Below are 23019 nucleotides of genomic sequence, written 5' to 3'. Positions count from 1 at the left end.
GGTCAGACCTTCGCGGATTTGGCCGCAGATGATTTGGATGAAGAGGATTTGGACTTCGCGGGTTTTGCAGGGGCCGGGCCATCGATCTGGCGGCAGGAGTCGCGCTGGATCAGCTTGGCGCCGACGCGATATTCGCGCACGCCGTCATTGCCGTTACCCTTGCTGTTTCCCCTGGCATCCATGCGATGCAGCAGCCGGTCGACGGCGAGATTGGCAAGATCACGCGCGCCGTTGTCGACGATGCTGATCGCCGGGCGATGCCATTCGAACCACGGCATGTCCTCGTAGCAGAGCAGGGAGAGATCATCGGGAACGGCGATGTTCCGTTCCGCCGTGACGCGCAGCACGCCGAGCGTGGCCTCATGATTGGCGACGAAGATCGCGCTGGGCGGGCGGGGGAGGTCGAGCAGCTTGCGGGCAAAGGTCGCGCCGGTCTCGGGCTCGAAATGGCCCGCGTGAATCAATGCGTCGTCCCTGGTGATCCCCGCCTCACGCAGAGCGCGGACATAGCCGGACAACCGTTCGCGGCCGGACGTGGTGTCCTGGCGGCCGACGATCAGCCCGATGCGCTTGTGCCCGAGCTCGATCAAATGGCGCGTGCCCAGATAAGCGCCTTGCGGATCGTCGGCGAGCACGGTCTCGAGATCGGTCGCGTCATCGCGCCGCACCAGGCAGACGATGGGCACGTCCTTGGAGAGCGTCTTGAGCTGCGCGCCGTTCTTGCCGGTGGGCACCACGATCAGCCCGTCGATGCGGTGATCGACCAGCGTGGTGAGGGTGTCGCTCTCCTGCTGTGGATCGTCGCCGCCGATGCACAGAAGCATCTGATAACCCAGCGCCTTCAGGCGCGCCTGCACCACCTCGGCCATCACCTGGAACGAGGCGTTGGTGAGATTGTGGACGAGCAGCGCCACCAGCCGCGATTGTCCGGTCTTGAGGCCGCGCGCGATCGGGTTCGGCCGGTAGCCGAGCTCGCGTGCGATGCGCACCAGGCGCTGCTGCGTACGCTCGCTAGTCAGGCCGGTTCCCGTCAGCGCTCGGGAAGCAGTGCTGACTGAAACGCGGGCCGCCTGTGCCACATCTTTGAGCGTGACGCTCATCAAACCTGCCGATAGACTGCAAACGATTGCAGAAACGCTATGAGCTTATTCCACGCGGATCAAGCTCAAAAAATGGATGGTGTTGCCCAATGCAGAGCCATTTATGCAAACGATTGCATAAAACGTGCGGATATTCCGCAGGCGGCATCCATCGCCTGAATCCACCCGAGCACCCGGCAGTTCCCCGATGAAGACGTTCCGCGGCACCTACACCGTCATGATCACCCCGTTCACGGCAGCGGGCGAGGTCGATGTCGCGGCCTTGCGCGCCTTCGTCGACTGGCAGATCGCAGAGGGCATTCACGGGTTGATCCCGCTCGGCTCGACCGGCGAGTTTCTCTCCATGGACGATGATGAGAAGGCACTGGTTGCGGAGGTCGTCATTCGCCAGGCCGCGGGCCGCGTCCCCGTGCTGATCGGCACCGGCGCGGAGGACACGCGCGAGGTGGTGCGCCTCAGCCGCCGTGCCGAAAAACTGGGCGCTGATGGTGTGATGATCATCCCGCCGTTCTATTCGACGCCGACCGACGACGAGCTCGTGCATCACTACAAGACGGTGGCGGATGCGATCTCGCTGCCGATCATGGTCTACAACAATCCGGCGACCGCCAATGTCGATCTCAAGCCGCAGCTGGTGGCGCGGATCGCCGAGATCGACAACTGTCTCTATATCAAGGAGTCGACGCTGGAGGTGACGCGGGTGCGCGACATCATCCGGCTCTGCGGCGACAGGATGACGGTGTTCGGCGGCATCCTCGGCTTCGAATCCTTCGTCGAGGGCGCGCAGGGCTGGGTGGCTGTGGCCTCCAACGTGGTCCCGGCAGAGATGGCCCGCATCTTCAGCCTCGTTGCCGACCACGGCGCGATCAAGGAAGCGCGTGAGCTCTATCTGAAATACCTGCCGGTGATCGAATTCGTCGGCGGCCAGGCCTATGTCGCCGGCAGCAAGGCGCTGCTCAGTCATATGGGCTTTGCTGCCGGCCATCCCCGCCCGCCGCGTCTGCCGCTGCCGGCCGCGCAGGATGCGGCCGCGCGTGCCCTGGTCAAGACGTTCGATCTCGCCTGGCGCGGCGCGCCGGTTGCGGCTGCCTAGATTGAGGTGAACGGATGAACCTGCTCGACGGCGTCAAGATCCTCAGCTTCAACCACTATCTCGCGGGGCCCCTGGCGGCGCAGACGCTCGCCGATCTCGGCGCCGACGTCATCGCGGTCGAGCCGATCGAGGGCGCGTTTCAGCGCAACTGGGCGGTCGCCAATCATTTCGTCGCAGGCGACAGCGTCAATCATCTGGCCACGGGACGCAACAAGCGCAGCCTTGCTGTCGATCTCAAGCATCCCGACGGCATCGCCGCGGTGAAGAAGCTGGTCGCGACCGCCGATGTCGTGATGGAGAATTTCCGCCCCGGCACCATGGCCAAGCTCGGCCTCGGCTACGACACGCTCAAGGCGATCAACCCCGGCCTGATCTATGCGGTCGCGACCGGCTTCGGATCGGACGGACCGTACAAGGATCGCCCCGGCCAGGATCTGCTGCTCCAGGCGATGTCGGGTCTTGCGATGCGGACCGGACGCGCCGATGGCGAGCCGACCGCGGTTGGCGCCGTCATCGTCGATCAGCATGCCGCCTCGCTCTATGCCATGAGCATTCTTGCGGCGCTGTTTGCCCGGACGAAGACCGGGAAGGGCCAACTCGTCGAGGTCAACCTCTATCAGGCCGCCCTCGATCTCCAGGTCGAGCCGCTGACGGCGTGGCTGAATGGCGCGCCGTCGCCGACATCGCGCGGTCCGGCCGGTATCGCAGCGTGGTTCAGCCCCGGTCCTTATGGCGTTCACGCCACGGCGGATGGTCATATGGCGATCTCCATGGCCACGCCCAAGGCGCTCGCCGTCGCGCTCGATAGCGAGGAGCTGAAGCAGTTCGGGGAGGGCGACAGTTTTTCGAAGCGTGAGGAGATCACACGGATCGTTGCTACTAGGCTGAAACAGAAGTCGACGGCCGATTGGTTGCCATCGCTCGAAGCCGCGAAGATTTGGCACGCCCCGGTGCAGGACTATCGCGACCTCGTCTCCGATCCCCAGCTCAACCATCTTGGCGTGTTCAAGAGCGCCGAGAGTGCAGGTGGCGCGCCGATCCGCATGGTCGCGCATCCCGCGCGCTATGACGGGCAGACGCCGGAGGTGCGGCTGGTGCCGCAGCGGCTGGGCGCGCAGACGCGCGAAGTGCTCGGCGAGATCGGCTACGGCGCCGCCGAGATTGACGCCATGGTTGCCGGCAAGGCTGTGGGGGTGGCGCGATGATCGATTTTTCACTCCCCGAGGAGACGCGCCTCCTGGTCGACACCGTCCGCCGCTTCGTCGAGACGGAGGTGCAGCCGCTCGAAGACGTCGTCGAGCAGACGGCCAAGGTGCCGGCGGAGGCGCTGGCGGTCACCAAGGCCAAGGCCCAGAAGCTCGGCCTTTACGCCATGAACATGCCGGCTGATGTCGGCGGCGGCGGGCTCACTTGCGTCGAGCACTGCCTGGTCGAGGAAGAATTCGGCAAGACGTCGGACGCGTTGATCCGCCGGGTGTTCGGCCAGGTCTATCCGATGCTGATGGCCTGCAAGGGCGATCAGGTCGAGCGCTATCTGCTGCCGACGGTGAAGGGCGACAAGATCTGCGCCATGGCGATCACCGAGCCGGGCGCCGGTTCCGACGCGGCGTCGATCAGCACCACGGCGCATCTCGACGGCGACGAATGGGTGCTGAACGGCACCAAGCATTTCATCAGCGACGGCGACATCGCCGATTATGTGATCCTGATGGCGCTGACTGACAAGGACAAGCGGGCGCGCGGCGGCATCACGCTGTTCCTGGTCGATCGCGGTACAGCCGGCTTCAAGGTCGCGCGCACCCAGCCGATGATGGGCCATCGCGGCTATGGCCATGCCGAGCTGACCTTCGAGGATTGCCGCATTCCGAAGGCGGCGGTGCTCGGCGAGGTCGGCGGCGGCTTCAAGCTGATCATGCAGAGCGTGCTGCAGATCCGTCTCGCCCATATCGGCGCGCGCGCGGTCGGCATGGCGCAGCGCGCGCTCGAGATGATGCGCAAGCACGCCGGCGAGCGGCGCCAGTTCGGCCAGCTGATCGGCGACTTCCAGATGGTGCAGAAGCTGATCGCCGATTCCGCCACCGAGATTTTTGGCGTCAAGATGATGGTGATGAACGCCGCGTGGGACATCGATCAAGGCAAGGATGCGCGCGACAAGGTCTCGATGATCAAGGTCGCGGCGTCCGAGATGCAGGGCCGCGTCGTCGACCGCGCTATCCAGGTGTTCGGCGGCATGGGATTCAGCAAGGACCTGCCGCTGGAGCGCATGTACCGCGATGCTCGCGTCACCCGCATCTATGACGGCACCTCCGAGATTCACCGCATGCTGGTCGCGCGCAGCACCATCAAGAACGGCTTGCAGCTCTAGGGAAGCGATCGATGTCTCACGCACCTCTCAAGCCCGGCGCTGCCTTCACCTTCCGCAAGACCATGACGGTGGCCGAGCAGGCGATGTTCACCGGCATCAGCGGCAATCTCGGCGGCCTCTATGTCGATGCCGTCCGCGCAAAGAAAGCTGGCGCGTCGAACATGGTCGCCTTCGAGCTCGCGGTCGGGGGTCTCGCGACGACCTGCCTCAGCCAGCTCGGTGGACCCACGCGGCGGATCGGCAGCATCGCGCTGAATTTCGCTGCGCCCGTGATCGTCGGCGAGTCCGTCGAGGCCAGGGCCGAGATCGTTTCGGTTGACGGCGACGACGCGGTCTGCCGCGTCACCTGCACGCTGTCGCCTTCTGGTGCAACCGTGGTGGACGGCACCGCGACCCTGGTTCCCTTTGCCAAGGCCTGAGCCATGTACGAGCCAAAGTCCTTCGACGATCTCAAGGTGAATGACAGGGTCAGCCTGAGCAAGACCATCACCGAAGCCGATGGCGCGCTCTACATCGCCGCGACCGGCGATTTCGGCCCGGTTCATGTCGACGAGGTCTATGCCGGCGCGACGCGCTTCGGCCGCAGGCTGGCGCCGGGGATCATGGTTGCTGGCCTCTGCACCAGCATCCTCACCTCTGAGCTGGTCGGCACCATCGGCGTGTCGGTGGAGGACCGCTTCTGGTTTACCGGCCCCGTGTTCTACGGCGACACGCTCACCTTCGACGTCTGGATCGCCGAGCAGCACGACGAGACCCGCACGATCATCTGGGAGGCGAGCGCGCGCAACGAGGGCGGCCTCGAAGTGCTGAAGGCGCGCGCGAGCCTGAAATTTCCGCGGCGAAAACCATCATGAGCAAGGCGATGAAGAAACCGGATTTGCGCGGCGTCACGGTCGCGACCGTGCTGCCCTTCAAGGACGACAGCTCGATCGATTGGGACGGCTATGCCCGCCTGCTGGACTATTGCGCGTGCCCGGACGGCATCGCGGCGGTGTTCGTCAATGGCCATGCCGGCGAGGGCGGGTCGCTCTCGGACGACGAGCGTCAGGCCGTGATCGAGCGGACACGCCGGCAGATCGGCGGCAAGCCTTTGCTGGCCGGCATCATCGCGCATTCCACCGCGGAAGCGATCCATCAGGCCCAGCTCGCGGAAGCTGCCGGCGCCGATTGCGCGGTGCTGTTCCCGCCCGCGCCGCTCGGCGGCGGCGCCTCGGCAACCTCGCGCGCGCCGGTGGCCTTCGTGCAGGCGGTCAGCTCCGCGATCGGCATTCCCGTGTCGATCTTCCAGTACCCGCTTGCGTCCGGCTTCGGCTATTCGCCGGAGACGCTGGCGAAGATCGCCGCGCTCGACAGCGTCATCGCCATCAAGGAAGGCAGCGACACCATGCTGGCCTATGACGAGAACCGGCGGGCGGTGAAGCAGGCCGATCCGTCTGTCGCGATCCTGCCGTCGAACTTCAACTGGTTCCTGCCGCAGCTCGCCGTCGGCGGCGACGGCATTCTCTCCGGCCTTGTCAGTCTCGCCCCGCATCTGTTCGCAGAACTGTGGCAGGCCTCGCTTGCCGACGACCTCAAGGCGATGCGCGCCGTCAACGAGCGGCTCTATCCGATCGTCCGCGCCATCTACGGACCTGCGCCGATCATGGACATGCACACCCGCATGAAGGTCGGGCTGAAGGCGCTCGGCCTGATCCGCAACGCCGATCCGCGGCCGCCATTGCTGCCGGTTCTGCCTGCGCTGCGCGATGCCATTGCAACGACGGTCGGCGCGGCGCGCGCGGCCGGCGACATCCGCCTGTCATGAGGGACGAGACGATGGCGGACGGAGCCTTCATCCATATTGTGCGGGTCGACATCGATCCCGAGCACGAGGCTGCGTTCAACGCCTGGTACGAGCAAAAGCATTTCCCTGATCTGCTCGCTTGTCCCGGCTGGCTCTCGGCAAAACGCTTCGTCTCCATCGGCGACGGGCCGAAATATGTCGCGATGTACGAAGTCGCGGGACGATGGGCATTCGAGACGCCGGAATTCCTGAAGGTGAAGGGTTTTGGTCCGTTCGAATCCCTGGTGAAGAATTTCATGCGCATCCAGCTCAGGCCGATGTCGGGACCGGCTTGAGAGGATCGAAGACGATGCTGCCTGCCGTGTCGCGAGATCCGGCCGGCCGCATCCAAGAAACGTCAAAGGGGAATCCCGGACGAGGGACTGCATCGGTCATTGGCGTCTTACTGGAGGTATCCATGGTCTCGACACTGTTTCGCTTGAGTGCGGCCGCAGCACTCGTTCTCGCATCGACGGCGGTGCATGCCGCATGTACGCCCGCAATCACCGATGACAATCTGATTGCGCCCGGCAAACTGCAGCTCTCCATCAACCCGACCAATCCACCGCAGCAATTCGTCGACAAGGACGGTCAGTTGCAGGGCCTCAACGTCGAGCTCGCCGCCGAGCTCGGCAAGCGGTTGTGTCTTCCGGTCGAACTCGTCCGGATGGATTTTCCGGCCATGATTCCTGCCTTGGGCGCAGCGCGCATCGACGGCGTCAATACCGGCATGTTCTGGACCGAGGAACGCTCGAAGCTGATGTACATGGTGCCGTACGCCATTCAGGCGATCTCGGTCGTGGTTGCGCCCGATAGCGGCACAAAACTTGCTACCGAGAACGATCTGATCGGAAAATCATCCGCGGTCGAGGTCAGCAGCTACCAGATGAACTGGCTCAAGAAACTCAGCGATGCGAGCGTGGCAAAGGGCGGCGCAGCCGTCGAGATGCGCACGTTCCCGACCGCGACGAACGTCGTGAGTGCGCTGCTTGCGGGGCAGGTGGATAACGCGCTGCTGGTCGACAGCGTGGCGCGCGATCTCGTCGGCCGTGGTCGCGTGAAGGAAGTTCTGAGTGGGCTCGGCACGGCCAGGACCACGCTTGGTTTCCGCAACAAGACGGTCGCCGATACCGTCGTCAAGGCGCTCAACGCGATGCGGGCCGACGGCTTTTATCAGGCGCTGTTCGACAAGTTCGGCCTGACCGCCATGCCGGCCGATCAGCCGCTTGCGATCGCCGGCCCCGGTCCGGCCTGAGATACGGAGACGAGCCGATGAGCCATTTCAGTCCGACGGCCGCCGTCAGCTACTTCTTCAACTACTTCCTGATGAAGGGAGTGCTCGTCACCATCGGCTTGACGGTGGCGGCGGTTGTCGGCGGATTGATTCTCGGCATGGGCATCGCGTTGCTGCGCATGTCGTCCAATCCGGTGCTCGCGGGTGCCGCGCGTTTCTACATCTGGTTCTTCCGCGGCACGCCGCTTCTGATCCAGCTGGTGGTGATCTACAGCGGCTTGCCGCAGCTGGGCATCAAGTTCAGCGTGATCACCTGCGCGCTCGTCGGCCTGATCCTCAACGAGGCGGCCTATCTCGCCGAGATCGTGCGCAGCGGCTTCATGGCGGTGTCGGCGGGGCAGCGCGAGGCCGCCTGGGCGCTCAGCCTGTCGCCCTGGGTCACGTTCCGTCGCGTCACCCTGCCGCAGGCGTTCCGGCTGATGATCCCGCCGCTCGGCAACTCCATCAACTCGCTCCTGAAGGCGACCTCGCTCGCCTCCGTAATCTCGGTCGAGGAGCTGATGCGCCGCAGTGACATGCTGATGCAGGAGCATTTCCAGATCCTTGAAGTCTATGCGGCGGCAACCGCGTATTACCTGATCCTCACCTCGGTCTGGGATGCGGTTCAGCGCCGGCTCGAGAAGCATTTCGGTCGATCAAGCGTTGCGAAATCCAGGAAGGTCGCGGCGCGGGCGCCGGTCGCACAGGCGAGCGTGGAGGCCCGGGCATGAGCGAGATGTCGATGACTACGGTCGAAAGTGCAACAGTCCGCGAGGTCCCCGCGGTTCGCATGGAGGCGGTCTACAAGCACTATGGCGACTTCACCGCGCTCGACCAGATCGATCTCAAGGTCGCCAAGGGCGAGAAGATCGTGGTCTGCGGGCCCTCCGGCTCGGGCAAGTCGACGCTCATCCGCTGCATCAACCACATCGAGAAGCACGACGAAGGACTGATCTACGTCAACGGCGTCGAGCTCGACCATCAGCGCAAGAACATCGACGCGGTCAGGCGCGACACCGGCATGGTGTTCCAGAGTTTTAATCTGTTCCCGCACATGACGGTGCTGGAGAACTGCACCCTGGCACCGATGACCGCGAACGGCATGAGTGAGGCGGAGGCCAAGGACCTCGCCATGCATTTTCTCACAAAAGTCCGGATTCCGGACCAGGCCGGAAAATTCCCGGGGCAGCTCTCCGGCGGCCAGCAGCAGCGCGTCGCCATCGCGCGGGCGCTGTGCATGCGTCCCAAGATCATGCTGTTCGACGAGCCGACCTCGGCGCTCGACCCTGAAATGGTCAAGGAGGTGCTGGAGACCATGAAGAAGCTCGCGGAGGAGGGCATGACCATGCTGTGCGTGACGCACGAGATGGGCTTTGCCCGCGAGGTCGCCGACCGCATCGTGTTCATGAACGAGGGCAAGGTGGTCGAGCAGGCCGCGCCGGAGGAGTTCTTCAAGAATCCGAAGTCCGAGCGGGCGCGGACTTTCCTCGACCAGATTATTCACTAGCCGATGTCGGCGGAGATGCGGACATTCAGCGACCGCCTGCGTGGCATCCACGCCGCCACGATCGTGCCGATGACGGCCGGTTTCGAGGTCGACGAAGCGAGGCTCTCGTCCCATCTCACCTCGGTCGCATCCACGCCCGGCATCAATGGTCTTCTCGTTAACGGCCATGCCGGCGAAAACTTCGTGCTGTCGCTGGCCGAGAAGCGGCGCGTGGTGGAGCTGGCGCGCCAGCACGCGCCAAGGGACTGCCTGATCGTCTCCGGGGTCAATCATGAATCGAGCCTGGAGGCCGCGCGCGAGGCGGCTGCGTTGCAGCAGGCCGGTGCGGACGGGCTGCTGGTGTTTCCGCCCAACAGCTGGGCGCTCGGCCATGCCGATGATTGTGTGATCGAGCATCACCGCCATATTCGCAATGCTACGACGGCGCCCTTGATGCTCTACGCCGCGCCCGTCGGTGCGGGCGCGATGGCCTATGCACCGCCGCTGCTGGAACGGCTTATCGCCGATCCCCGCTTCGTCGCGATCAAGGAGGGCAGCTGGGAGGTCGCGACGTACGAACAGAATCTGCGGCTGATCCGGAAACTGCGACCGGAGTTCGTCGTGCTCGGCTCGGGCGACGAGCATCTGTTGACGAGCTATCTCGTGGGCTCGGCCGGTAGCCAGGTGAGCCTTGCGTGCGTCGTGCCGGAGCTCGTGGTGAGCCTTTGGAATGCCGCGGACGCCGGCGATTGGGAGCGGGCGCGCGCCGCGCACGAGAAACTGTATCCGCTCGCGGTCGCGATCTATCGCGACCCGCCCGGAGGACGGGCGACCGTGCGGCTCAAGGCCTGCCTGAAATTGCTCGGACGCCTGTCGTGCGACGCGGCGCGGCCGCCGCAGCCGCCAGCGACACGCGGCGAGTTGCAGGCGCTCGAGCAGGCACTGCGCGTCGCCGGCGCACTCTAAGCCGCGAAGAACGGATTGGCCGGCCGCGCGAGGCCGAGATGATCGCGCAATGTCGTACCCTCGTAATCCGCGCGGAACAGCCCGCGCTCCTGCAGGATCGGCACGACGAGCTGGACGAAGTCCTCGAACCCTTCGTGGAAGTAGGGCGGCATGACGTTGAAGCCGTCGGCGGCATGCTGCTCGAACCAGAGCTGGAGCGTGTCGGCGATGCGTTCGGCCGAGCCGCACAGCACCCAATGGCCGCGGGCGGCGGCGGTGAGGTTGTAGAGATCACGCAGCGTCATGTTTTCGCGGCGGCCCTTTGCAAGCATCACGCTGGCGAAGCTGTGATAGCTGTCTGATGGCGCGATGTCGGGGATCGGCCCGTCGAGATCGTAGGCCGACATGTCGCGGCCGAAGCGATCAGAGAGGATGGCGAGCGCATTGCTGCCGCTGACGAAGCTCTGGAGCGTGTTGAGCTTCTCGAACGCCTCCTTGTCGGTCCGACCCACGACGGGCATGACGCCCGGCAGCACGGTGACGTCCTCGGACCTGCGCCCGAATGCCGGCAGGCGCGTCTTCAATGAGGCGTAGCCGGCCTTGGCTTCCTCGATATCCTGCACCACCGAGAACACGATGTCGGCGGTGCGCGCGGCGAGCGCCTGTCCGGCCTCGGAGCCGCCGGCCTGGAGCACGACGGGCTGGCCTTGTGGGCTGCGTCCGATGTTGAGCGGGCCCTTCACCTTGAAGAAGGCGCCGTCATGGTCGATCGGGCGCAGCCTGGCCGGATCGATGTAGAGGCCGCTGGCCCGGTCAGCGACGATGGCATCATCCGCCCAGCCGTCCCACAGGCCCTTGACCACCTCGAGAAACTCGCCCGCCATCTCGTAGCGGCGGGCGTGGTCGGGATGCGTCGTGCCGAAATTCGCCGCCGTCGCCGGATTGGCCGTCGTCACCGCGTTCCACGCGGCGCGGCCTTTGGAGATGTGATCCAGCGAAGCGAACACGCGCGCGACCGAGAACGGATCGCTGTAGGTGGTCGAGACAGTGGCGCCGAGGCCGATATGGCTGGTCGAGGTCGAAAGCGCCGCCAGCATGGTCAGCGGCTCGAGCCGCAGCGTGTAGGAGGGATGGGCCGCCGCGTCGGCATAGAGATTGTCGCCCATAAAGATCAGGTCGAACTTGCCGCGCTCGGCGGTGCGGCCGATCTCCTGGATCGCCGCAAAGTCCTGAAAGCTGTCGACCGCGCCGGGATAGCGCCAGCCCGCGACATGACTGCCGGTGCCGAGGATGAATAATCCGAGATGCATCTGTCGTTTCATGGCGTCATGTCCAGAACAGGATTTTTCGCTCGAGGAAGCCGATCAGGCCGAAGAAGGCGAGGCTCGCGGCGGAGGCGACGAAGATCGCCGACCACACCTGGACGAAATCGATCTGGAGCACGGCCTGGTAGATCACCCAGCCGAGCCCGCCGTGCGCGCCGAGCATTTCGGTGACGATCGCCACGATCACGCTGCGCACCGTGGAGACGCGCATGCCCGCGAGCAGCAGCGGCAGCGCGGTCGGCAGCCGCAATCGCCACAGCACGCTGAGGCGGCTCGCACCGAAACTCTTCATGAGATCGACGGCGCGGCGATCGACCCGGTCGAGCCCGGCCAGCATCGACAGCAGGATGGTGAAGCTCACCGCCATCGCCACCATCACGATCTTGGAGCTGACGCCGATGCCGAACCAGAGCAGGATCAGCGGCGAATAACCGACCACCGGCACCGAATTGATCGCGGTTGCAAGCGGCAGGATCGCGCTGCGCAGCGCCGGCACCAGTGCGATGGCGACGGCGAGGCCGATGCCGATCAGGCAGCCGAGGCCGTAGCCGACCAGCGCTTCGAACAGCGTGTAGCCGGCGGCGTCGGCCAACGTTGCGCGCTTGGACCAGAGACCCACCAAGATGTCGCTGACGGCGGGGAGCACATAGGCCGGCAGATGCAGTCCGCGCGCCATGCCCTCCCAGCACGCGATCAGGAGGACGGCGCCGAGAATGCCGCGCTGGACGGCGAGCGAGGGGGAGGCGAGCGCCCGGCTCATTGCTCGGCGCTCCAGAACACGAGCCGCCGCTCGACCGCGGCGACCACCGCATAGAAGCCCGTGCCGAGCAGGGCCGCAGCGAGCAGGGCGCCCCAGATCGCGACCACGTTCTCGGTGAACATGGCCTGGAGCAAGAGTACGCCGAGCCCGGTGGTGTCGCCGAACCACTCGCCGACGATCGCGCCGACGAGGCTCAGTGAGGCCGCGAGCCGCAACGCCACGAAGATCTGCGGCAGCGCGGTCGGCAGCTGCAGGCGCAGCAGGAGCTGGCGGTTGGAGGCGCCGAAACTGCGCATCAGCGCGACCTGCTTGGGATCGACGGTCTCGAGTCCCAGCAGCGTGTTCACCGTCACCGGAAAGAAGGTCAGGTAGAACGCGATGATCGCCTTGGCGAGCAGCGTGTTGCCGAACCACAGCACCACCAGCGCGCCGAAGGCGATGACCGGAATGGTCTGTGACACCACGAAGATCGGGAAGATCATCTCGCGCAGCGCGCGGACGCGGAAGAACAGGATGCCCATGAGCACGCCGAACGCGCCGCCGGACGCAAAGCCGATCAGCGTCTCGGCGAGCGTGCGCAGGAAGCCGTCGACATAGGCGCGAGGCGTGGCCGCCATCGCCATCAGGATCGTGCTGAGGCGCGGCAGATAGTAGGGACGGATGCCGAACAGCAGCACCGCGCCTTCCCAGATCACCGCCGCAATCGCGAGGCCGAGCAGGAGCCGGATCAGCTTGCGCAGCGAATCCGGCATCGTGATCGACCGCGCGGCCGCGCGGCCGTCACCAAGCGATGTCGCGGCAGGGCCGCTCACGGCAGCCGGTCCGCCACGGGGACGCTCTGGATGAAGCTTGCGTCATAGGCGGCGGCAAGATCCAGCGGCTTGGAGATCACGCCGTATTTCAGGAAGAAGTCGTGGGCGGTCTTCACTGCATCGGCATCGATCCAGAACATGCCGTTCTTCGCCGCGGCGCCCGCGGTCATCAGGCGCTTCACCTCGGTCAGCATGAACTCCTGCTGTGCGCGGTCGAGTGTCGGGGCTGCGGCCATCACGGTATCGACGGCGCCCTTGGGATCGGAGAAGGCGTCCTTCCAGCCCTTCAATGAGGCGCGCAGGAATGCCTTGACCAGTTCCGGCTTCTCCTTGGCGGTGGCTTCCGCCACGATCAGCGTGTCGCGCGGGAAGGTGATGCCGTAGTCCTCGGCGACGAAGGTCTTCAGGTTGTCCTTCGGCATGCGCGACTGGATGGTGTAGAACTCGTTGTAATAGGTCGCGGTGATGACATCGACGCTGCCGTCGACGAACGGCGTCACGGACACCTGCTGCGGCTGGATCTTCAGTTCATCCGGCTTGATGCCTTCCCTGGCGAGCATGCCGTTGAGCACGTGATTGGCGCCCGTGAACCAGGTGGTGACGGTCTTGCCCTTGAAGTCCTGGATCGTCTTCACCGGCCCGTCCTTGCGGGTGACGAAGATGAAGGGCGTGATCTGGTGCGAGACGCCGATGCAGACGATCGGCAGTCCCTTGTCGCGGGCGGCGAACACGCTGTCGGTGCCGCCGGAGAGGCCGAACGTGTCGGCGCCGGTCGCGACCAGGTTCTCGGTGAGCAGATTGGGCCCGCCCGGATTGATGGTGAGATCGATGCCTTCGGCCTTGTAATAGCCCTTGGCGGCTGCGACGTAGAAACCTGCGAACTGCGCCTGCGGCAGCCATTTCAGGCGCAGGCTCGCCTTCTGCGGCTCGGCTGCCGGCGCGGCCGTGACGAGCGAGCCGGTCGCCAGTGCGATGGCGGAGAGAATGGAGAAGGCGTGGCGTCGGCTCAACATGGTCATACTCCAGGCGGTGAAAATCAATTGCGGTAAGACGGATCGGTGCGATCGAGCTGGCGCATCAGCGCGGGCCATTCGCGTTCGCCGGGCACGAGGATGTCGCCCTGCAATTCCCAGAACTGGCGGGCGGCCTTCTCGCAGACCTCGTCCGGCGGCATCACCAGCGTGGCGCCGGCCGCGGCGGCCGCCTGCATCTGAAGCTGGATCCGCGCGGCGCGCTCGAAATAATAGAGCAGCATGAAGGCTTCGCCCGGCGTGCGGCCGACGGTGAGGATGCCGTGATTGCGCATCAGCATCACCTTGTGCGGGCCGAGATCGCGCACGAGGCGGACCTGCTCGTCGAGGTCGATGGCGACGCCTTCGTAATCGTGGAAGGCCTGGCGGTCGTAGAAGCGCATCGCGAACTGGCTCAGCGGCAGCAGGCCCTTCTCCTGCCCGGACACCGCGACGCTCGCGTCGGAATGGGTGTGCAGCACGCAGGCCGCGTCATGGTTCGAGGTGTGGATCGCGGCGTGGATCACGAAAGCGGCGACGTTGACGGCCTGCGGCGTGTCGTCGAGCTTGTTACCCCCGGTGTCGATCTTGACGAGGCTCGACGCCGTGATCTCGTCGAACAGCAGGCCATAGGGATTGATCAGGAACTGATCGTCGTGGCCGGGAACGCGCATGGAGATGTGATTGTAGATCAAATCGTCCATGCCGAGCTTGGCGACCATGCGATAGCAGGCGGCGAGCTTGACGCGGGCGTCCCACTCGGCCGGATCGATCCCGTGCGCTTCTCTCGCTGACATCGCGTTCACTGCGGCTTCTCCTGCGCGACGGTGGACTGGAACGATTTCATGCTTTCTTCCTCGATCGCATCGAGCAGCGTGCGCTTGAGGCGCACGAATTCGGGGGAGGTGACGATCTCGGGCTTACGCGGGCGCGGCAGGTCGACGACCTGTTCGAGCTTCACCGAGCCGGGACGCGCGGTCATCACCAGCACGCGGTCGCCGAGGAAGATCGCCTCGTCGACGTCATGGGTGATGAAGAGAATGGTGCGGCGGTATTTCTGCCAGACGTCGAGCAGCCAGCGCTGCATCATCGCCCGCGTCAGCGCGTCGAGCGCGCCGAACGGCTCGTCCAGCAGCATCAGGTCGCGCTCGAACAGGAAGGTGCGCATCAGGGCGACGCGCTGGCGCATGCCGCCGGACAATTGATTGGGATATTGCTTCTCGAAGCCGGCGAGGCCGAACTCGGGCAGCATCTTCAGCGCCTTGGCGCGGGCCTGATCGCGCTTCATGCCCTCGACCTCGAGCGCGAGGATGGCGTTGTCGACCACGTTGCGCCAGGGAAACAGCAGGTCGCGCTGCGGCATGAAGGAGACGCGGCCGAGCAGGTCGGCGGAATGGCAGCTCTTCCCCTCGAAGCGCAGGATGCCGCCGGCATCCGGCTCTTCGAGGCCTGCGACGATGTTGAAGAGGGTGCTCTTGCCGCAGCCGCTGGGACCGACGACCGTGACGAACTCGCCGGGGGCGATGCTCGCCTGAAGTCCGGACAGTGCCGCGACAGCACCGAATGTCTTGTTGATCGCGCGAAGTTCGAGCAGCGGCTCAGGGCTGGGCTGAGCCTGCGGGGCTTCGGTGGCCGGACCGGGATGGGGGAGGCGGGCAGCCTGCACCGGGATGTCCTTGTATAATGGCGGCGGTCATTCGCATACGGAAGCGGGGCCGCGTTGAAATCTCTTAGCAACTCGTGTGCCAGTGCGATTTTCGCGCAAATCAGGCATAAGACTTGCGAGAACGGCAGAGGAAACGTCGGAATTGCTCCGCATCTCCGACAGAAAACAGGCCGTTTGGCTGGAACGAGGGGGCCGTTATGTATACCTACATCGGCATTGGAGAAACATGATGGCGACTATCGGTGCACATAGCGCAGGCAAGCGCGTTAAAAATGGGCACGAAACCCTCACCGCGAGTCCCGGCATGACGCTCGCCGAAAGCCTGCGCCAGAGGCTCGAGGGGGCGATCGCGGCCGGCCATCTGGAGCCGGGCAGCCGGCTCGACGAGCAGGAGATCGCCCAGCGTTTCGGCGTCTCGCGCACGCCGGTGCGGGAGGCGTTCCGCTTGATGGCCGCCAACAATCTCGTCGAGTTGCGCGGGCGGCAGGGGGCGACGGTCCGCAGCATCAAGGCGCAGGCGCTGATCGAGATGTTCCAAGTCATGGCGGAGCTCGAAGGGCTCTGCGCCCGGCTTGCCGCAAGGCGCGTGTCCCAGGCCTGGGGTGCGGAAATTGGCGAGATTCACCAGAGGCTTGTTGCGGCAGGCGAAACCGGCGACATCGACGTCTTCTACGACATCAACCAGGAATTCCACGAAGCGATCTATGAAGCTTCGCGCAACAGCTTCCTCGCCGATCAGACCCGCAGGCTGCGCAATCAGGTAGCGGCCTATCGCCGCCGGGTGACGCGGATGCCGAACCGGATCGCCGATACCGTCCGCGAGCACGAGGCGATCATGCAGGCGATCCTGGCTCATGATCCCGAGCGGGCGCACAGCGCCATGCGCGACCACGTCAACCTGCTCGGCGACAACCTGCTGGACTTCCTCGCCGCCTTCGAATGACCCCTCCGGCCTCTTGGTATGCAAATTGCTAGACTTTGTATATCAAGCTTGCATCCTGGAGACCCGGAGTGGACCTGAAGCTGACGAACAAGACCGCGCTCATTACCGGCGCGTCGAAAGGAATTGGACTTGCGGTGGCCGAGCTCTTCGCCGCCGAGGGGTGTCATCTCCATCTTGCCGCCCGCAACGGCGAGGCGATGCTCGAGGCCAAGACGCAGCTCGAAGCCCGCCATGGCGTGAAGATCACCATCCACGCGCTCGACCTGTCGAGCACGTCCGCGATGGAGAAGCTCGCGGCCGAGGTCGGCGACATCGACATCCTCATCAATAATGCTGGCGACATCCCGGCCGGTTCGCTGGAGATCCTCGACGACGCCGCCTGGCGGCGCGGCTTCGATCTCAAGGTGTTCGGCTACATCACGCTGTCGCGCCTCTATTATCCGCGGATGAAGGGCAAGGACGGCGTCATCATCAACATCATCGGCAATTCCGGTGAGAACTGGGATGCGAGCTATATCGCGGGCTCGACCGGCAATGCGGCGCTGATGTCCTTCACCAAGGCGCTCGGCGGCCGCAGCCTCGACCACGGCGTGCGCGTCGTCGCGGTCAATCCGGGTCCCGTTGCCACCGATCGCATGCTCAAGATCATGAAGCGCAAGGCGATCGACATGCTCGGTGACGAAAGCCGCTGGGAGGAGCTGTTCGACAAATATCCGGGCAAACGGCCGGCGACGTCGGAGGAGGTCGCCGACCTCGTCGCCTTCCTGTCCTCGCCGCGGTCCGGCTACATCACAGGCACCGTGGTGACGATCGACGGCGGCATTGCCGCGCGCGGCTCGGTGATCTGAGGCGCCGATGTCGAGGCCTCAATCCGCGGCACTGGTCCGCAACCGCTATTTCGACGAGCTCTCGGCGACGCCGGGGCTCTACTGGCTCGGCCAGAACACCAATCATATCGAGAGCCATCCCGCCGTGCGCGAGGCGATGCTGCGCTCGATCGAGGCGGGCGAGTTCAACGCCTACGCCCCGCCGCTCGGCTTCGAGGCGCTACGCGAGGCGATCGTCGCCGATCTCGGTGCGCCCGGTGCAGAGGCGCTGGTGACTGAGGGCGGCGTCAACGCGCTGGCGATGATCTGCCGCGCGCGCTGCAAGCCCGGCACGACGCTGGTCACCACCGATCCGACCTGGAAATGGCCGTGCCTGTTCGCGCGCCAGCAGGGCGCCGAGGTGATCGAGATCCCGATCTACGATCCCGCCTGCAACTACCGCCTGACGCCGGAGGCCTTGAAGGCGAATGTCGATGAGCGCACCGCGATCATCTATCTCGTCGATCCCAACAATCCGCTCGGCATCCGCTACACGCGCGAGGAGATCGAGAGCTTTGCCGCGATTGCGCGCGATTGTGGCGCGCTACTGGTGCACGACTGCACCTATCGCGACTTCGCCGACGGCCATACGCCGGCGCTTCATGTTGCCCCGAAAGGCTCGGTGGTCTCGACCAGCTTTTCGAAATGGCTCGGGCTCGCGGGCTTGCGCATCGGCGCGCTCGTCGCTGCCCCTGATTTGTTCGAGGAACTGGCGCAGACCTCCACCAGCGTGCTCGGTGCGAGCGTCATTGCCCAGCGCGCGGCGCAGGCGGGGCTGTCGGTCAAGGCCGAATGGATGAAGAAGGTGCGCAGCACCGATCGCGCCAACAAGGCGATGATCCAGGAGGCGGCCGCCTCAATCGACGGGCTGGCGCTGCCGATCATGCCTTCGCATGGCAACTTCCTGGTGCTGGAGACCATCGCGGCCGGCATCCGCCCGGAGGCGCTGGTCGAATGCTATCGCCGCCAGGGCATCATGATCCGCCAGGGCACCTATCACACCCAGCGTTTTGGCGACCGCTTCGTCAAGATCAGCACCTCCGTGCCGCAAGCCTGGGTCGAAAAGCTCTGCACGCTGCTGCCGGAGATGGTCGCGCAGGCGCGCACGCTCAACGACCTGCCGCCGCAATTCTAGGGACGATGCCGATGACGATGATCACAGCGAAGGACGGCGTGAAGCTTCATGTGGAAGAGGCGGGCGAGGGCACGCCGATCCTGTTCATCCACGAGTTCGGCGGCAATCACGACAGCTGGGAGCCGCAGCTGCGCTATTTCAGCCGGCGTCATCGCTGCATTACTTACGCCGCGCGCGGCTATCCGCCGTCGGACGTGCCTGAGAGCATGGAGGCCTATTCGCAGGCGATTGCCGCTGACGATGCGGTCGCCGTGCTCGATGCGCTCAAGATCGAGAAGGCGCATATCGTCGGCCTCTCCATGGGCGGCTTCTGCACGGTGCATTTCGGCCTGCGCACGCCGGAGCGCGCGCTGTCGCTGACGGTGGCCGGTGCCGGCTATGGCTGCGAGAAGGAGTTCGAGGAGTATTTTCGCGGCGTCTCGCTCGAAGTCGCCGATAATTTCGAGAAGCAGGGCGCGAAAGAGTTTTCCAGGATCTATGCGCTCGGCGCGAGCCGGGTGCAGTTCCAGAACAAGGATCCGCGCGGCTGGCGGGAATTCGCCGATCGCCTCGCCACCCATTCCGATCGCGGCGCCGCCAACACCATGCGCGGCGTCCAGGCACGGCGGCCGTCCTTCTACGATCTCGAAGACGGCCTGAAGAAGATGATGGTGCCGACGCTGGTCGTGGTCGGCGACGAGGACGATCACTGCCTCCAGCCCGGCATCTTCCTGAAGAAGACCATTCCCGCCTGCGGCCTGTCGGTCTTCCCCAAGACCGGCCACACGCTCAATCTCGAAGAGCCGGCGGCATTCAATGCGCTGCTCGCCGAGTTCATCGCCCAGGTCGAGGCGGGACGCTGGCTGCCGCGGGATCCGCGCGCGCTGCCGGGCCAGATCATGCGCACGAAATAGTCGATGACGAGCGCGCCCCTGATCAATGCCGATCGGCTCTGGACCCGCCTGATGGCGCTCGCCGAGATCGGCGCGACGCCGGCCGGCGGAGTCAATCGTCAGGCATTGAGCGACGGCGAGATCGCGGCCTGGCGCCGCGTCATCGGCTGGGCAAGCGAGGCGGGATTGACGCCGTCGACGGATGCCGCGGGAAATCTGTTCCTGACGCTGGCCGGTCGCGATCGCGCCGCGCCGCCGCTGCTGCTCGGCAGTCATCTCGACAGCCAGCCGACCGGCGGGAAGTTTGACGGCGCGGCCGGTGTGATGGCGGCGTTGGAAGCTGTGGTCTCGCTCGCCGGGCAAGGCGACAAGCCTGCGCGCGATATCATCGTCGTCGCCTGGATGAACGAGGAAGGCTCGCGCTTCGCCCCGGGCATGATGGGCTCGGAGGCCTTTACCGGCGAGCGCGACATGGACGCAATCCGTGCCGCGCGCGATGCAGACGGCATCAGCGTCGGCGAAGCGCTCGATCGCCTCCACCAGGCTTTCCCCGATATGCCGCGCAGGCCGCTCGGCTTTGCCGCCGAGGCCTATCTCGAATTGCACATCGAGCAGGGACCGCTACTGGAGGCGGCCGGCTGCACCATCGGTGTCGTCACCGGCATCCAGGGCAAGAAGACGTTTCAGGTGGTGGTCGAGGGTGCCGAGGGACACGCCGGCACGCTGGCGCAACGGGAGCGGCGCGATGCGCTCGCAGCCTTTGCGCAAGTCGCGAGCGCACTTCATGCCGAGATCGGCGCCATCGATGCCGACATCAAGTTCACCATCGGCCGGGTCGCTGTCGTGCCGAACGCGCCGTCGGTGGTGCCGTCGCGCGTCAGCTTCAGCATCGATCTGCGCCATCCCGATAATTCCGTGCTCGACGCGGCTGGTGCGCGCATCAACGCGCTTTGCGAAGAGAAGGCCCCGCCGTGCTCGGTTACGGTGACGCCGCTCGTGGATGCGCCGTCGAACGCCTTCGATGAGCGCCTGCGGGCAAGCATCGCAGAGGCCGCGCGTGAGCAGGGGCATTCCGCAATGGCGATCCTCTCCGCCGCCGGTCACGATGCCCGTCATCTCGCAAAAGTCTGCCCCGCCGCGATGATTTTCATCCCGTGCCGCGACGGGGTGAGCCATGTCGAGCACGAATGGGCCGAGCCCGATCATGTCGCCGCGGGAGCGTCCGTGCTGGCACAGGTGCTGCGCGAGCTGGCCTTCGCGCCGCCTGGCATCGAGGGGTGACGAGATCGATGCAGGATGTGGCCCCCCGGGACTACCGCGACGCGATGGCCTGTCTCGGCGCGGCCGTTACCATCGTCACGACCGACGGTGCCGCGGGCCGCGCCGGATTCACCGCATCCGCGATCTGCAGCGTCACCGACGATCCGCCGACGCTTCTGGTCTGCATCAACCGCGGCTCCTCCGCCTATGCCAGCGTGACGCGCAACAAGGTGGTGTGCGTCAATGTGCTCTCGGCGCGGCACGAGCAGCTCTCCCGCCTGTTCGGCGGCAAGGTGCCTGCCGAAGAGCGGTTTGCCGCCGCGGCCTGGTCGACGCTTGCGACGGGCGCGCCGGTGCTGGTCGACTGTGCCGCAGCGTTCGACTGCCGGATTGCCGATGTCGCCAATGTCGGCACCCACGATGTGCTGTTCTGCCGGGTCGTCGCGCTGCAAAGATCCGGCTGCACCGACAATCTGATCTATTTCGGCCGCGCCTATCATACGGTCGGGGTGACCGATCCTGCCGAGGCTGGACCCGAATCCGCTTCTGGCCCATCCTGAGGGAACGCCGGCGGCCATCGCCGGCCGTTCCAACAGCCACCTCTGCGCGATGGACAGAGATCGTCACCCGAGCAAGCGCGTCTCCCTTGCGGGAATGCATATCGACCGGACGTCGGCCGTGCCGCTGCATTTGCAGATCGCGGCCCACATCCGGGATTGCATACTGCGCGGCGTCTTTCCGCCCGGAACGCAGTTCCTGGGCTCGCGCGAGATCGCGCGGGAATTGGGCTGCTCGCGCACGGTGGTGCTGACCGCGTGGGATCTGCTCTACGCCGAGGGCTATCTGGCATCGACGCCGCGCGGCAGCGTGATGGTGGCGTCCGTCGCGACCCCGCATGCGGAGCCGCCGTCGATTGCGCCGCCCGCCGCGCCCGCCCTCATGTCGAAGCGCTGGCAATCACTGCTTGGCCTGGATTACGAGACCAATTGGTCGTCCGTGTTCGCACCCGGCGCGCCCGACATCTCGACCTTTCCCTTCAAGGAATGGTCGCGCCTGCTGCGTCAGACCTGGCAGAATCCGCGGGAGCAGGAGTGCCTCGATCTTCCGTCCGAAGGTCATCCGCGCTTGCGCAGCGAGATCGCGAACTTCCTCGGCTCGGTGCGCGGGCTCGTCTGTTCGCCGGACGAGGTCGTCGTCACATCGGGCACATCGGGCGCGCTGGATTTCTGCAGCCGGATGATCCTCGATCCCGGCGACGAGGTCTGGGTCGAGGAGCCCGGCTTCATTGAGGCGCGCTGGGCATTGACGGCCGCGGGCGCGAAGCTGGTTCCCATTCCCGTCGACGACAAGGGCCTCGTCGTCTCCGAAGGTATCAGGCGCGCGCCGGGTGCGCGGCTGATCGTGGTCACGCCGTCGCATCAATATCCGCTCGGCGTTAGCATGGGCTTGGAGCGGCGCCTCGAGCTGCTCGACTGGGCCAACAGGAACGACGTCTGGGTGATCGAGGACGATTACAATTCGGAGTTCAGACACCAGGACAGCATGATCGCCTCCCTGCGCTCGCTCGACCGCGAGGGGCGGGTGATCTATTTCGGCACCTTCTCCAAGATCATGATGCCGAACCTGCGGCTCGGCTACATCGTCGCCAACAGGCATTTCATCGAAGGATTTTCGAAGGGGCGCGCGCGGATCGACGTGCACACCTCCGGCATCGGACAGTTCGCTCTGGCCGAGTTCATGCGGGAGGGACATTTGCTGCGGCATCTGCGTGCGATGCGCCGGGTCTATGCGAGCAGGCGAAAGGCGCTGATCGATGCGATCGCAGCGCTGATGCCGGATGACCTGGTCGTCTCCGCGGCGGTCACGGGATTGCATCTGGTGGCGGAGTTCACCGAGGCGATGCGGGCGCGGATGAGCGACCGCGAGGCGGCTGCAAGCCTGAAGCAGGCCGGCATCCACGTCCAGCCGCTGTCGCAGAACTTTCTGGCGCAGCCGACACGACAGGGCCTGGTGTTCGGCTATGGGCGGCTGCGCGTCGAGGATGCCTCGCCGCTGCTTGCGAGAATCGCGGCTTGCATCGGAAGTGGCTCCCGCAACGCACCATCCGAGGCGGCAATCCCCTCTCGTACTGTTCGTACAATAAAGAGAGGCTGAGGCGACCGCTATGCATAGCTCATAGGCAGGCGAATATCCCGCGGGGTCGATCGATCGCCTGCAAATTAGACAGACGATTTGAAGTGTTCGGATTGCAGTGCAGCGGATATCGCGATTTGCGCGGAGAAATCC

At 65.3% G+C, this 23019-nt stretch carries 25 protein-coding genes; 18 read left to right on the top strand and 7 right to left on the bottom strand.

Annotated elements, in window-relative coordinates:
• Positions 1–2: 2 nt before the first annotated feature.
• Positions 3–1100, bottom strand: coding sequence for a LacI family DNA-binding transcriptional regulator (locus XH79_RS03170; protein WP_212344376.1), 1098 nt, complete (start codon positions 1098–1100; stop codon positions 3–5).
• 187 nt (positions 1101–1287) lie between these two features.
• Between XH79_RS03170 and dapA the strand changes: the two genes are divergently transcribed.
• From dapA to XH79_RS03115, 11 genes are read left to right on the top strand one after another with little or no spacing between them, the layout of a single operon-like run.
• Entirely contained in the window at positions 1288–2193 is a 906-nt protein-coding gene (gene dapA, locus XH79_RS03165; RefSeq protein WP_271580622.1) for a 4-hydroxy-tetrahydrodipicolinate synthase, read from the top strand.
• Between the two features lie 14 nt (positions 2194–2207).
• Positions 2208–3398: a CaiB/BaiF CoA transferase family protein gene (locus XH79_RS03160; protein ID WP_271580621.1), complete on the top strand. Its 1191-nt coding sequence runs from the start codon at positions 2208–2210 to the stop codon at positions 3396–3398.
• Positions 3395–4558 (top strand): acyl-CoA dehydrogenase family protein, encoded by a 1164-nt coding sequence (locus tag XH79_RS03155; RefSeq protein ID WP_271580620.1) that lies wholly within the window; start codon positions 3395–3397, stop codon positions 4556–4558. The genes XH79_RS03160 and XH79_RS03155 overlap by 4 nt, the downstream gene beginning before the upstream one ends.
• Positions 4559–4569: 11 nt before the next feature.
• On the top strand, positions 4570–4977 hold the full coding sequence (locus XH79_RS03150) for a MaoC/PaaZ C-terminal domain-containing protein (protein WP_271580619.1): 408 nt from the start codon (positions 4570–4572) through the stop codon (positions 4975–4977).
• 3 nt (positions 4978–4980) lie between these two features.
• Entirely contained in the window at positions 4981–5412 is a 432-nt protein-coding gene (locus tag XH79_RS03145; RefSeq protein WP_011086090.1) for a MaoC family dehydratase, read from the top strand.
• Positions 5409–6362, top strand: a complete 954-nt coding sequence (locus tag XH79_RS03140) for a dihydrodipicolinate synthase family protein (RefSeq protein WP_271580618.1) — start codon at positions 5409–5411, stop codon at positions 6360–6362. The genes XH79_RS03145 and XH79_RS03140 overlap by 4 nt, the downstream gene beginning before the upstream one ends.
• Before the next feature lie 11 nt (positions 6363–6373).
• The gene (locus XH79_RS03135; protein WP_271580617.1) at positions 6374–6676 is read left to right on the top strand and encodes a DUF4286 family protein; all 303 of its coding nucleotides are present in this window, start codon (positions 6374–6376) and stop codon (positions 6674–6676) included.
• 14 nt (positions 6677–6690) lie between these two features.
• On the top strand, positions 6691–7635 hold the full coding sequence (locus tag XH79_RS03130; RefSeq protein WP_245003913.1) for an ABC transporter substrate-binding protein: 945 nt from the start codon (positions 6691–6693) through the stop codon (positions 7633–7635).
• 17 nt (positions 7636–7652) lie between these two features.
• The gene (locus XH79_RS03125; RefSeq protein ID WP_212344392.1) at positions 7653–8384 is read left to right on the top strand and encodes an amino acid ABC transporter permease; all 732 of its coding nucleotides are present in this window, start codon (positions 7653–7655) and stop codon (positions 8382–8384) included.
• Positions 8381–9160 carry an amino acid ABC transporter ATP-binding protein gene (locus tag XH79_RS03120; RefSeq protein ID WP_271580616.1) on the top strand — a complete coding sequence of 260 codons (780 nt, stop codon included), beginning with the start codon at positions 8381–8383 and terminating at the stop codon, positions 9158–9160. Before XH79_RS03125 ends, XH79_RS03120 begins: the two co-directional genes overlap by 4 nt.
• Before the next feature lie 15 nt (positions 9161–9175).
• Positions 9176–10105, top strand: a complete 930-nt coding sequence (locus tag XH79_RS03115) for a dihydrodipicolinate synthase family protein (RefSeq protein ID WP_271580615.1) — start codon at positions 9176–9178, stop codon at positions 10103–10105.
• Here XH79_RS03115 and XH79_RS03110 read toward each other — a convergent pair.
• The 6 genes from XH79_RS03110 to XH79_RS03085 are packed head-to-tail and all read right to left on the bottom strand — an operon-like array spanning position 10102 to position 15657.
• Positions 10102–11406, bottom strand: coding sequence for an LLM class flavin-dependent oxidoreductase (locus XH79_RS03110; protein ID WP_271580614.1), 1305 nt, complete (start codon positions 11404–11406; stop codon positions 10102–10104). The genes XH79_RS03115 and XH79_RS03110 overlap by 4 nt on opposite strands.
• Before the next feature lie 4 nt (positions 11407–11410).
• Positions 11411–12169 (bottom strand): ABC transporter permease, encoded by a 759-nt coding sequence (locus XH79_RS03105; protein ID WP_271580613.1) that lies wholly within the window; start codon positions 12167–12169, stop codon positions 11411–11413.
• Positions 12166–12981 carry an ABC transporter permease gene (locus XH79_RS03100; protein WP_271580612.1) on the bottom strand — a complete coding sequence of 272 codons (816 nt, stop codon included), beginning with the start codon at positions 12979–12981 and terminating at the stop codon, positions 12166–12168. The genes XH79_RS03105 and XH79_RS03100 overlap by 4 nt, the downstream gene beginning before the upstream one ends.
• On the bottom strand, positions 12978–13994 hold the full coding sequence (locus XH79_RS03095; RefSeq protein ID WP_271580611.1) for an ABC transporter substrate-binding protein: 1017 nt from the start codon (positions 13992–13994) through the stop codon (positions 12978–12980). Before XH79_RS03095 ends, XH79_RS03100 begins: the two co-directional genes overlap by 4 nt.
• Before the next feature lie 23 nt (positions 13995–14017).
• Positions 14018–14797: a class II aldolase/adducin family protein gene (locus XH79_RS03090; protein WP_271580610.1), complete on the bottom strand. Its 780-nt coding sequence runs from the start codon at positions 14795–14797 to the stop codon at positions 14018–14020.
• Complete coding sequence (locus XH79_RS03085; protein ID WP_271580609.1) at positions 14794–15657, bottom strand: ABC transporter ATP-binding protein; 864 nt, start codon at positions 15655–15657, stop codon at positions 14794–14796. The genes XH79_RS03090 and XH79_RS03085 overlap by 4 nt, the downstream gene beginning before the upstream one ends.
• Before the next feature lie 142 nt (positions 15658–15799).
• Here XH79_RS03085 and XH79_RS03080 point away from each other — a divergent pair, with 142 nt between their 5' ends.
• The 7 genes from XH79_RS03080 to pdxR all read left to right on the top strand — a co-directional run bounded on the left by XH79_RS03080 (position 15800) and on the right by pdxR (position 22887).
• Positions 15800–16600 (top strand): GntR family transcriptional regulator, encoded by an 801-nt coding sequence (locus tag XH79_RS03080; protein ID WP_271580608.1) that lies wholly within the window; start codon positions 15800–15802, stop codon positions 16598–16600.
• 68 nt (positions 16601–16668) lie between these two features.
• A complete protein-coding gene (locus XH79_RS03075) occupies positions 16669–17448 on the top strand; it encodes an SDR family oxidoreductase (RefSeq protein WP_271580607.1) in 780 nt (259 codons plus the stop codon).
• A 7-nt stretch (positions 17449–17455) separates the two neighbouring features.
• Complete coding sequence (locus XH79_RS03070; protein WP_271580606.1) at positions 17456–18601, top strand: pyridoxal phosphate-dependent aminotransferase; 1146 nt, start codon at positions 17456–17458, stop codon at positions 18599–18601.
• 11 nt (positions 18602–18612) lie between these two features.
• Entirely contained in the window at positions 18613–19494 is an 882-nt protein-coding gene (locus XH79_RS03065) for an alpha/beta fold hydrolase (RefSeq protein ID WP_271580605.1), read from the top strand.
• Positions 19495–19497: 3 nt separating this feature from the next.
• Positions 19498–20754, top strand: a complete 1257-nt coding sequence (locus XH79_RS03060; RefSeq protein ID WP_271580604.1) for a Zn-dependent hydrolase — start codon at positions 19498–19500, stop codon at positions 20752–20754.
• A gap of 8 nt (positions 20755–20762) precedes the next feature.
• The gene (locus XH79_RS03055) at positions 20763–21293 is read left to right on the top strand and encodes a flavin reductase (protein ID WP_271580603.1); all 531 of its coding nucleotides are present in this window, start codon (positions 20763–20765) and stop codon (positions 21291–21293) included.
• 118 nt (positions 21294–21411) lie between these two features.
• Positions 21412–22887 (top strand): MocR-like pyridoxine biosynthesis transcription factor PdxR, encoded by a 1476-nt coding sequence (gene pdxR / locus XH79_RS03050; protein ID WP_271580602.1) that lies wholly within the window; start codon positions 21412–21414, stop codon positions 22885–22887.
• Positions 22888–23019: the final 132 nt, after the last annotated feature.

The sequence above is a fragment of the Bradyrhizobium sp. CCBAU 45389 genome (assembly GCF_028128625.1).
Taxonomy (GTDB): Bacteria; Pseudomonadota; Alphaproteobacteria; order Rhizobiales; family Xanthobacteraceae; genus Bradyrhizobium; species Bradyrhizobium liaoningense_B.
This window is presented reverse-complemented; position numbering and strand designations above follow the sequence as displayed.

Bases quoted from the DNA above. Each gene is read 5' to 3' on its own strand.
- XH79_RS03160 (WP_271580621.1), top strand. From the start codon at position 2,208: ATGAACCTGCTCGACGGCGTCAAGATCCTCAGCTTCAACCACTATCTC.
- XH79_RS03115 (WP_271580615.1), top strand. From the start codon at position 9,176: ATGCGGACATTCAGCGACCGCCTGCGTGGCATCCACGCCGCCACGATC.
- XH79_RS03145 (WP_011086090.1), top strand. From the start codon at position 4,981: ATGTACGAGCCAAAGTCCTTCGACGATCTCAAGGTGAATGACAGGGTC.
- XH79_RS03150 (WP_271580619.1), top strand. From the start codon at position 4,570: ATGTCTCACGCACCTCTCAAGCCCGGCGCTGCCTTCACCTTCCGCAAG.
- XH79_RS03070 (WP_271580606.1), top strand. From the start codon at position 17,456: ATGTCGAGGCCTCAATCCGCGGCACTGGTCCGCAACCGCTATTTCGAC.
- XH79_RS03095 (WP_271580611.1), bottom strand. From the start codon at position 13,994: ATGTTGAGCCGACGCCACGCCTTCTCCATTCTCTCCGCCATCGCACTG.
- XH79_RS03170 (WP_212344376.1), bottom strand. From the start codon at position 1,100: ATGAGCGTCACGCTCAAAGATGTGGCACAGGCGGCCCGCGTTTCAGTC.
- XH79_RS03055 (WP_271580603.1), top strand. From the start codon at position 20,763: ATGCAGGATGTGGCCCCCCGGGACTACCGCGACGCGATGGCCTGTCTC.
- XH79_RS03105 (WP_271580613.1), bottom strand. From the start codon at position 12,169: ATGAGCCGGGCGCTCGCCTCCCCCTCGCTCGCCGTCCAGCGCGGCATT.
- XH79_RS03120 (WP_271580616.1), top strand. From the start codon at position 8,381: ATGAGCGAGATGTCGATGACTACGGTCGAAAGTGCAACAGTCCGCGAG.
- XH79_RS03110 (WP_271580614.1), bottom strand. From the start codon at position 11,406: ATGAAACGACAGATGCATCTCGGATTATTCATCCTCGGCACCGGCAGT.
- dapA (WP_271580622.1), top strand. From the start codon at position 1,288: ATGAAGACGTTCCGCGGCACCTACACCGTCATGATCACCCCGTTCACG.
- XH79_RS03130 (WP_245003913.1), top strand. From the start codon at position 6,691: ATGCTGCCTGCCGTGTCGCGAGATCCGGCCGGCCGCATCCAAGAAACG.
- XH79_RS03140 (WP_271580618.1), top strand. From the start codon at position 5,409: ATGAGCAAGGCGATGAAGAAACCGGATTTGCGCGGCGTCACGGTCGCG.
- XH79_RS03125 (WP_212344392.1), top strand. From the start codon at position 7,653: ATGAGCCATTTCAGTCCGACGGCCGCCGTCAGCTACTTCTTCAACTAC.
- XH79_RS03155 (WP_271580620.1), top strand. From the start codon at position 3,395: ATGATCGATTTTTCACTCCCCGAGGAGACGCGCCTCCTGGTCGACACC.
- XH79_RS03135 (WP_271580617.1), top strand. From the start codon at position 6,374: ATGGCGGACGGAGCCTTCATCCATATTGTGCGGGTCGACATCGATCCC.
- XH79_RS03065 (WP_271580605.1), top strand. From the start codon at position 18,613: ATGACGATGATCACAGCGAAGGACGGCGTGAAGCTTCATGTGGAAGAG.
- XH79_RS03060 (WP_271580604.1), top strand. From the start codon at position 19,498: ATGACGAGCGCGCCCCTGATCAATGCCGATCGGCTCTGGACCCGCCTG.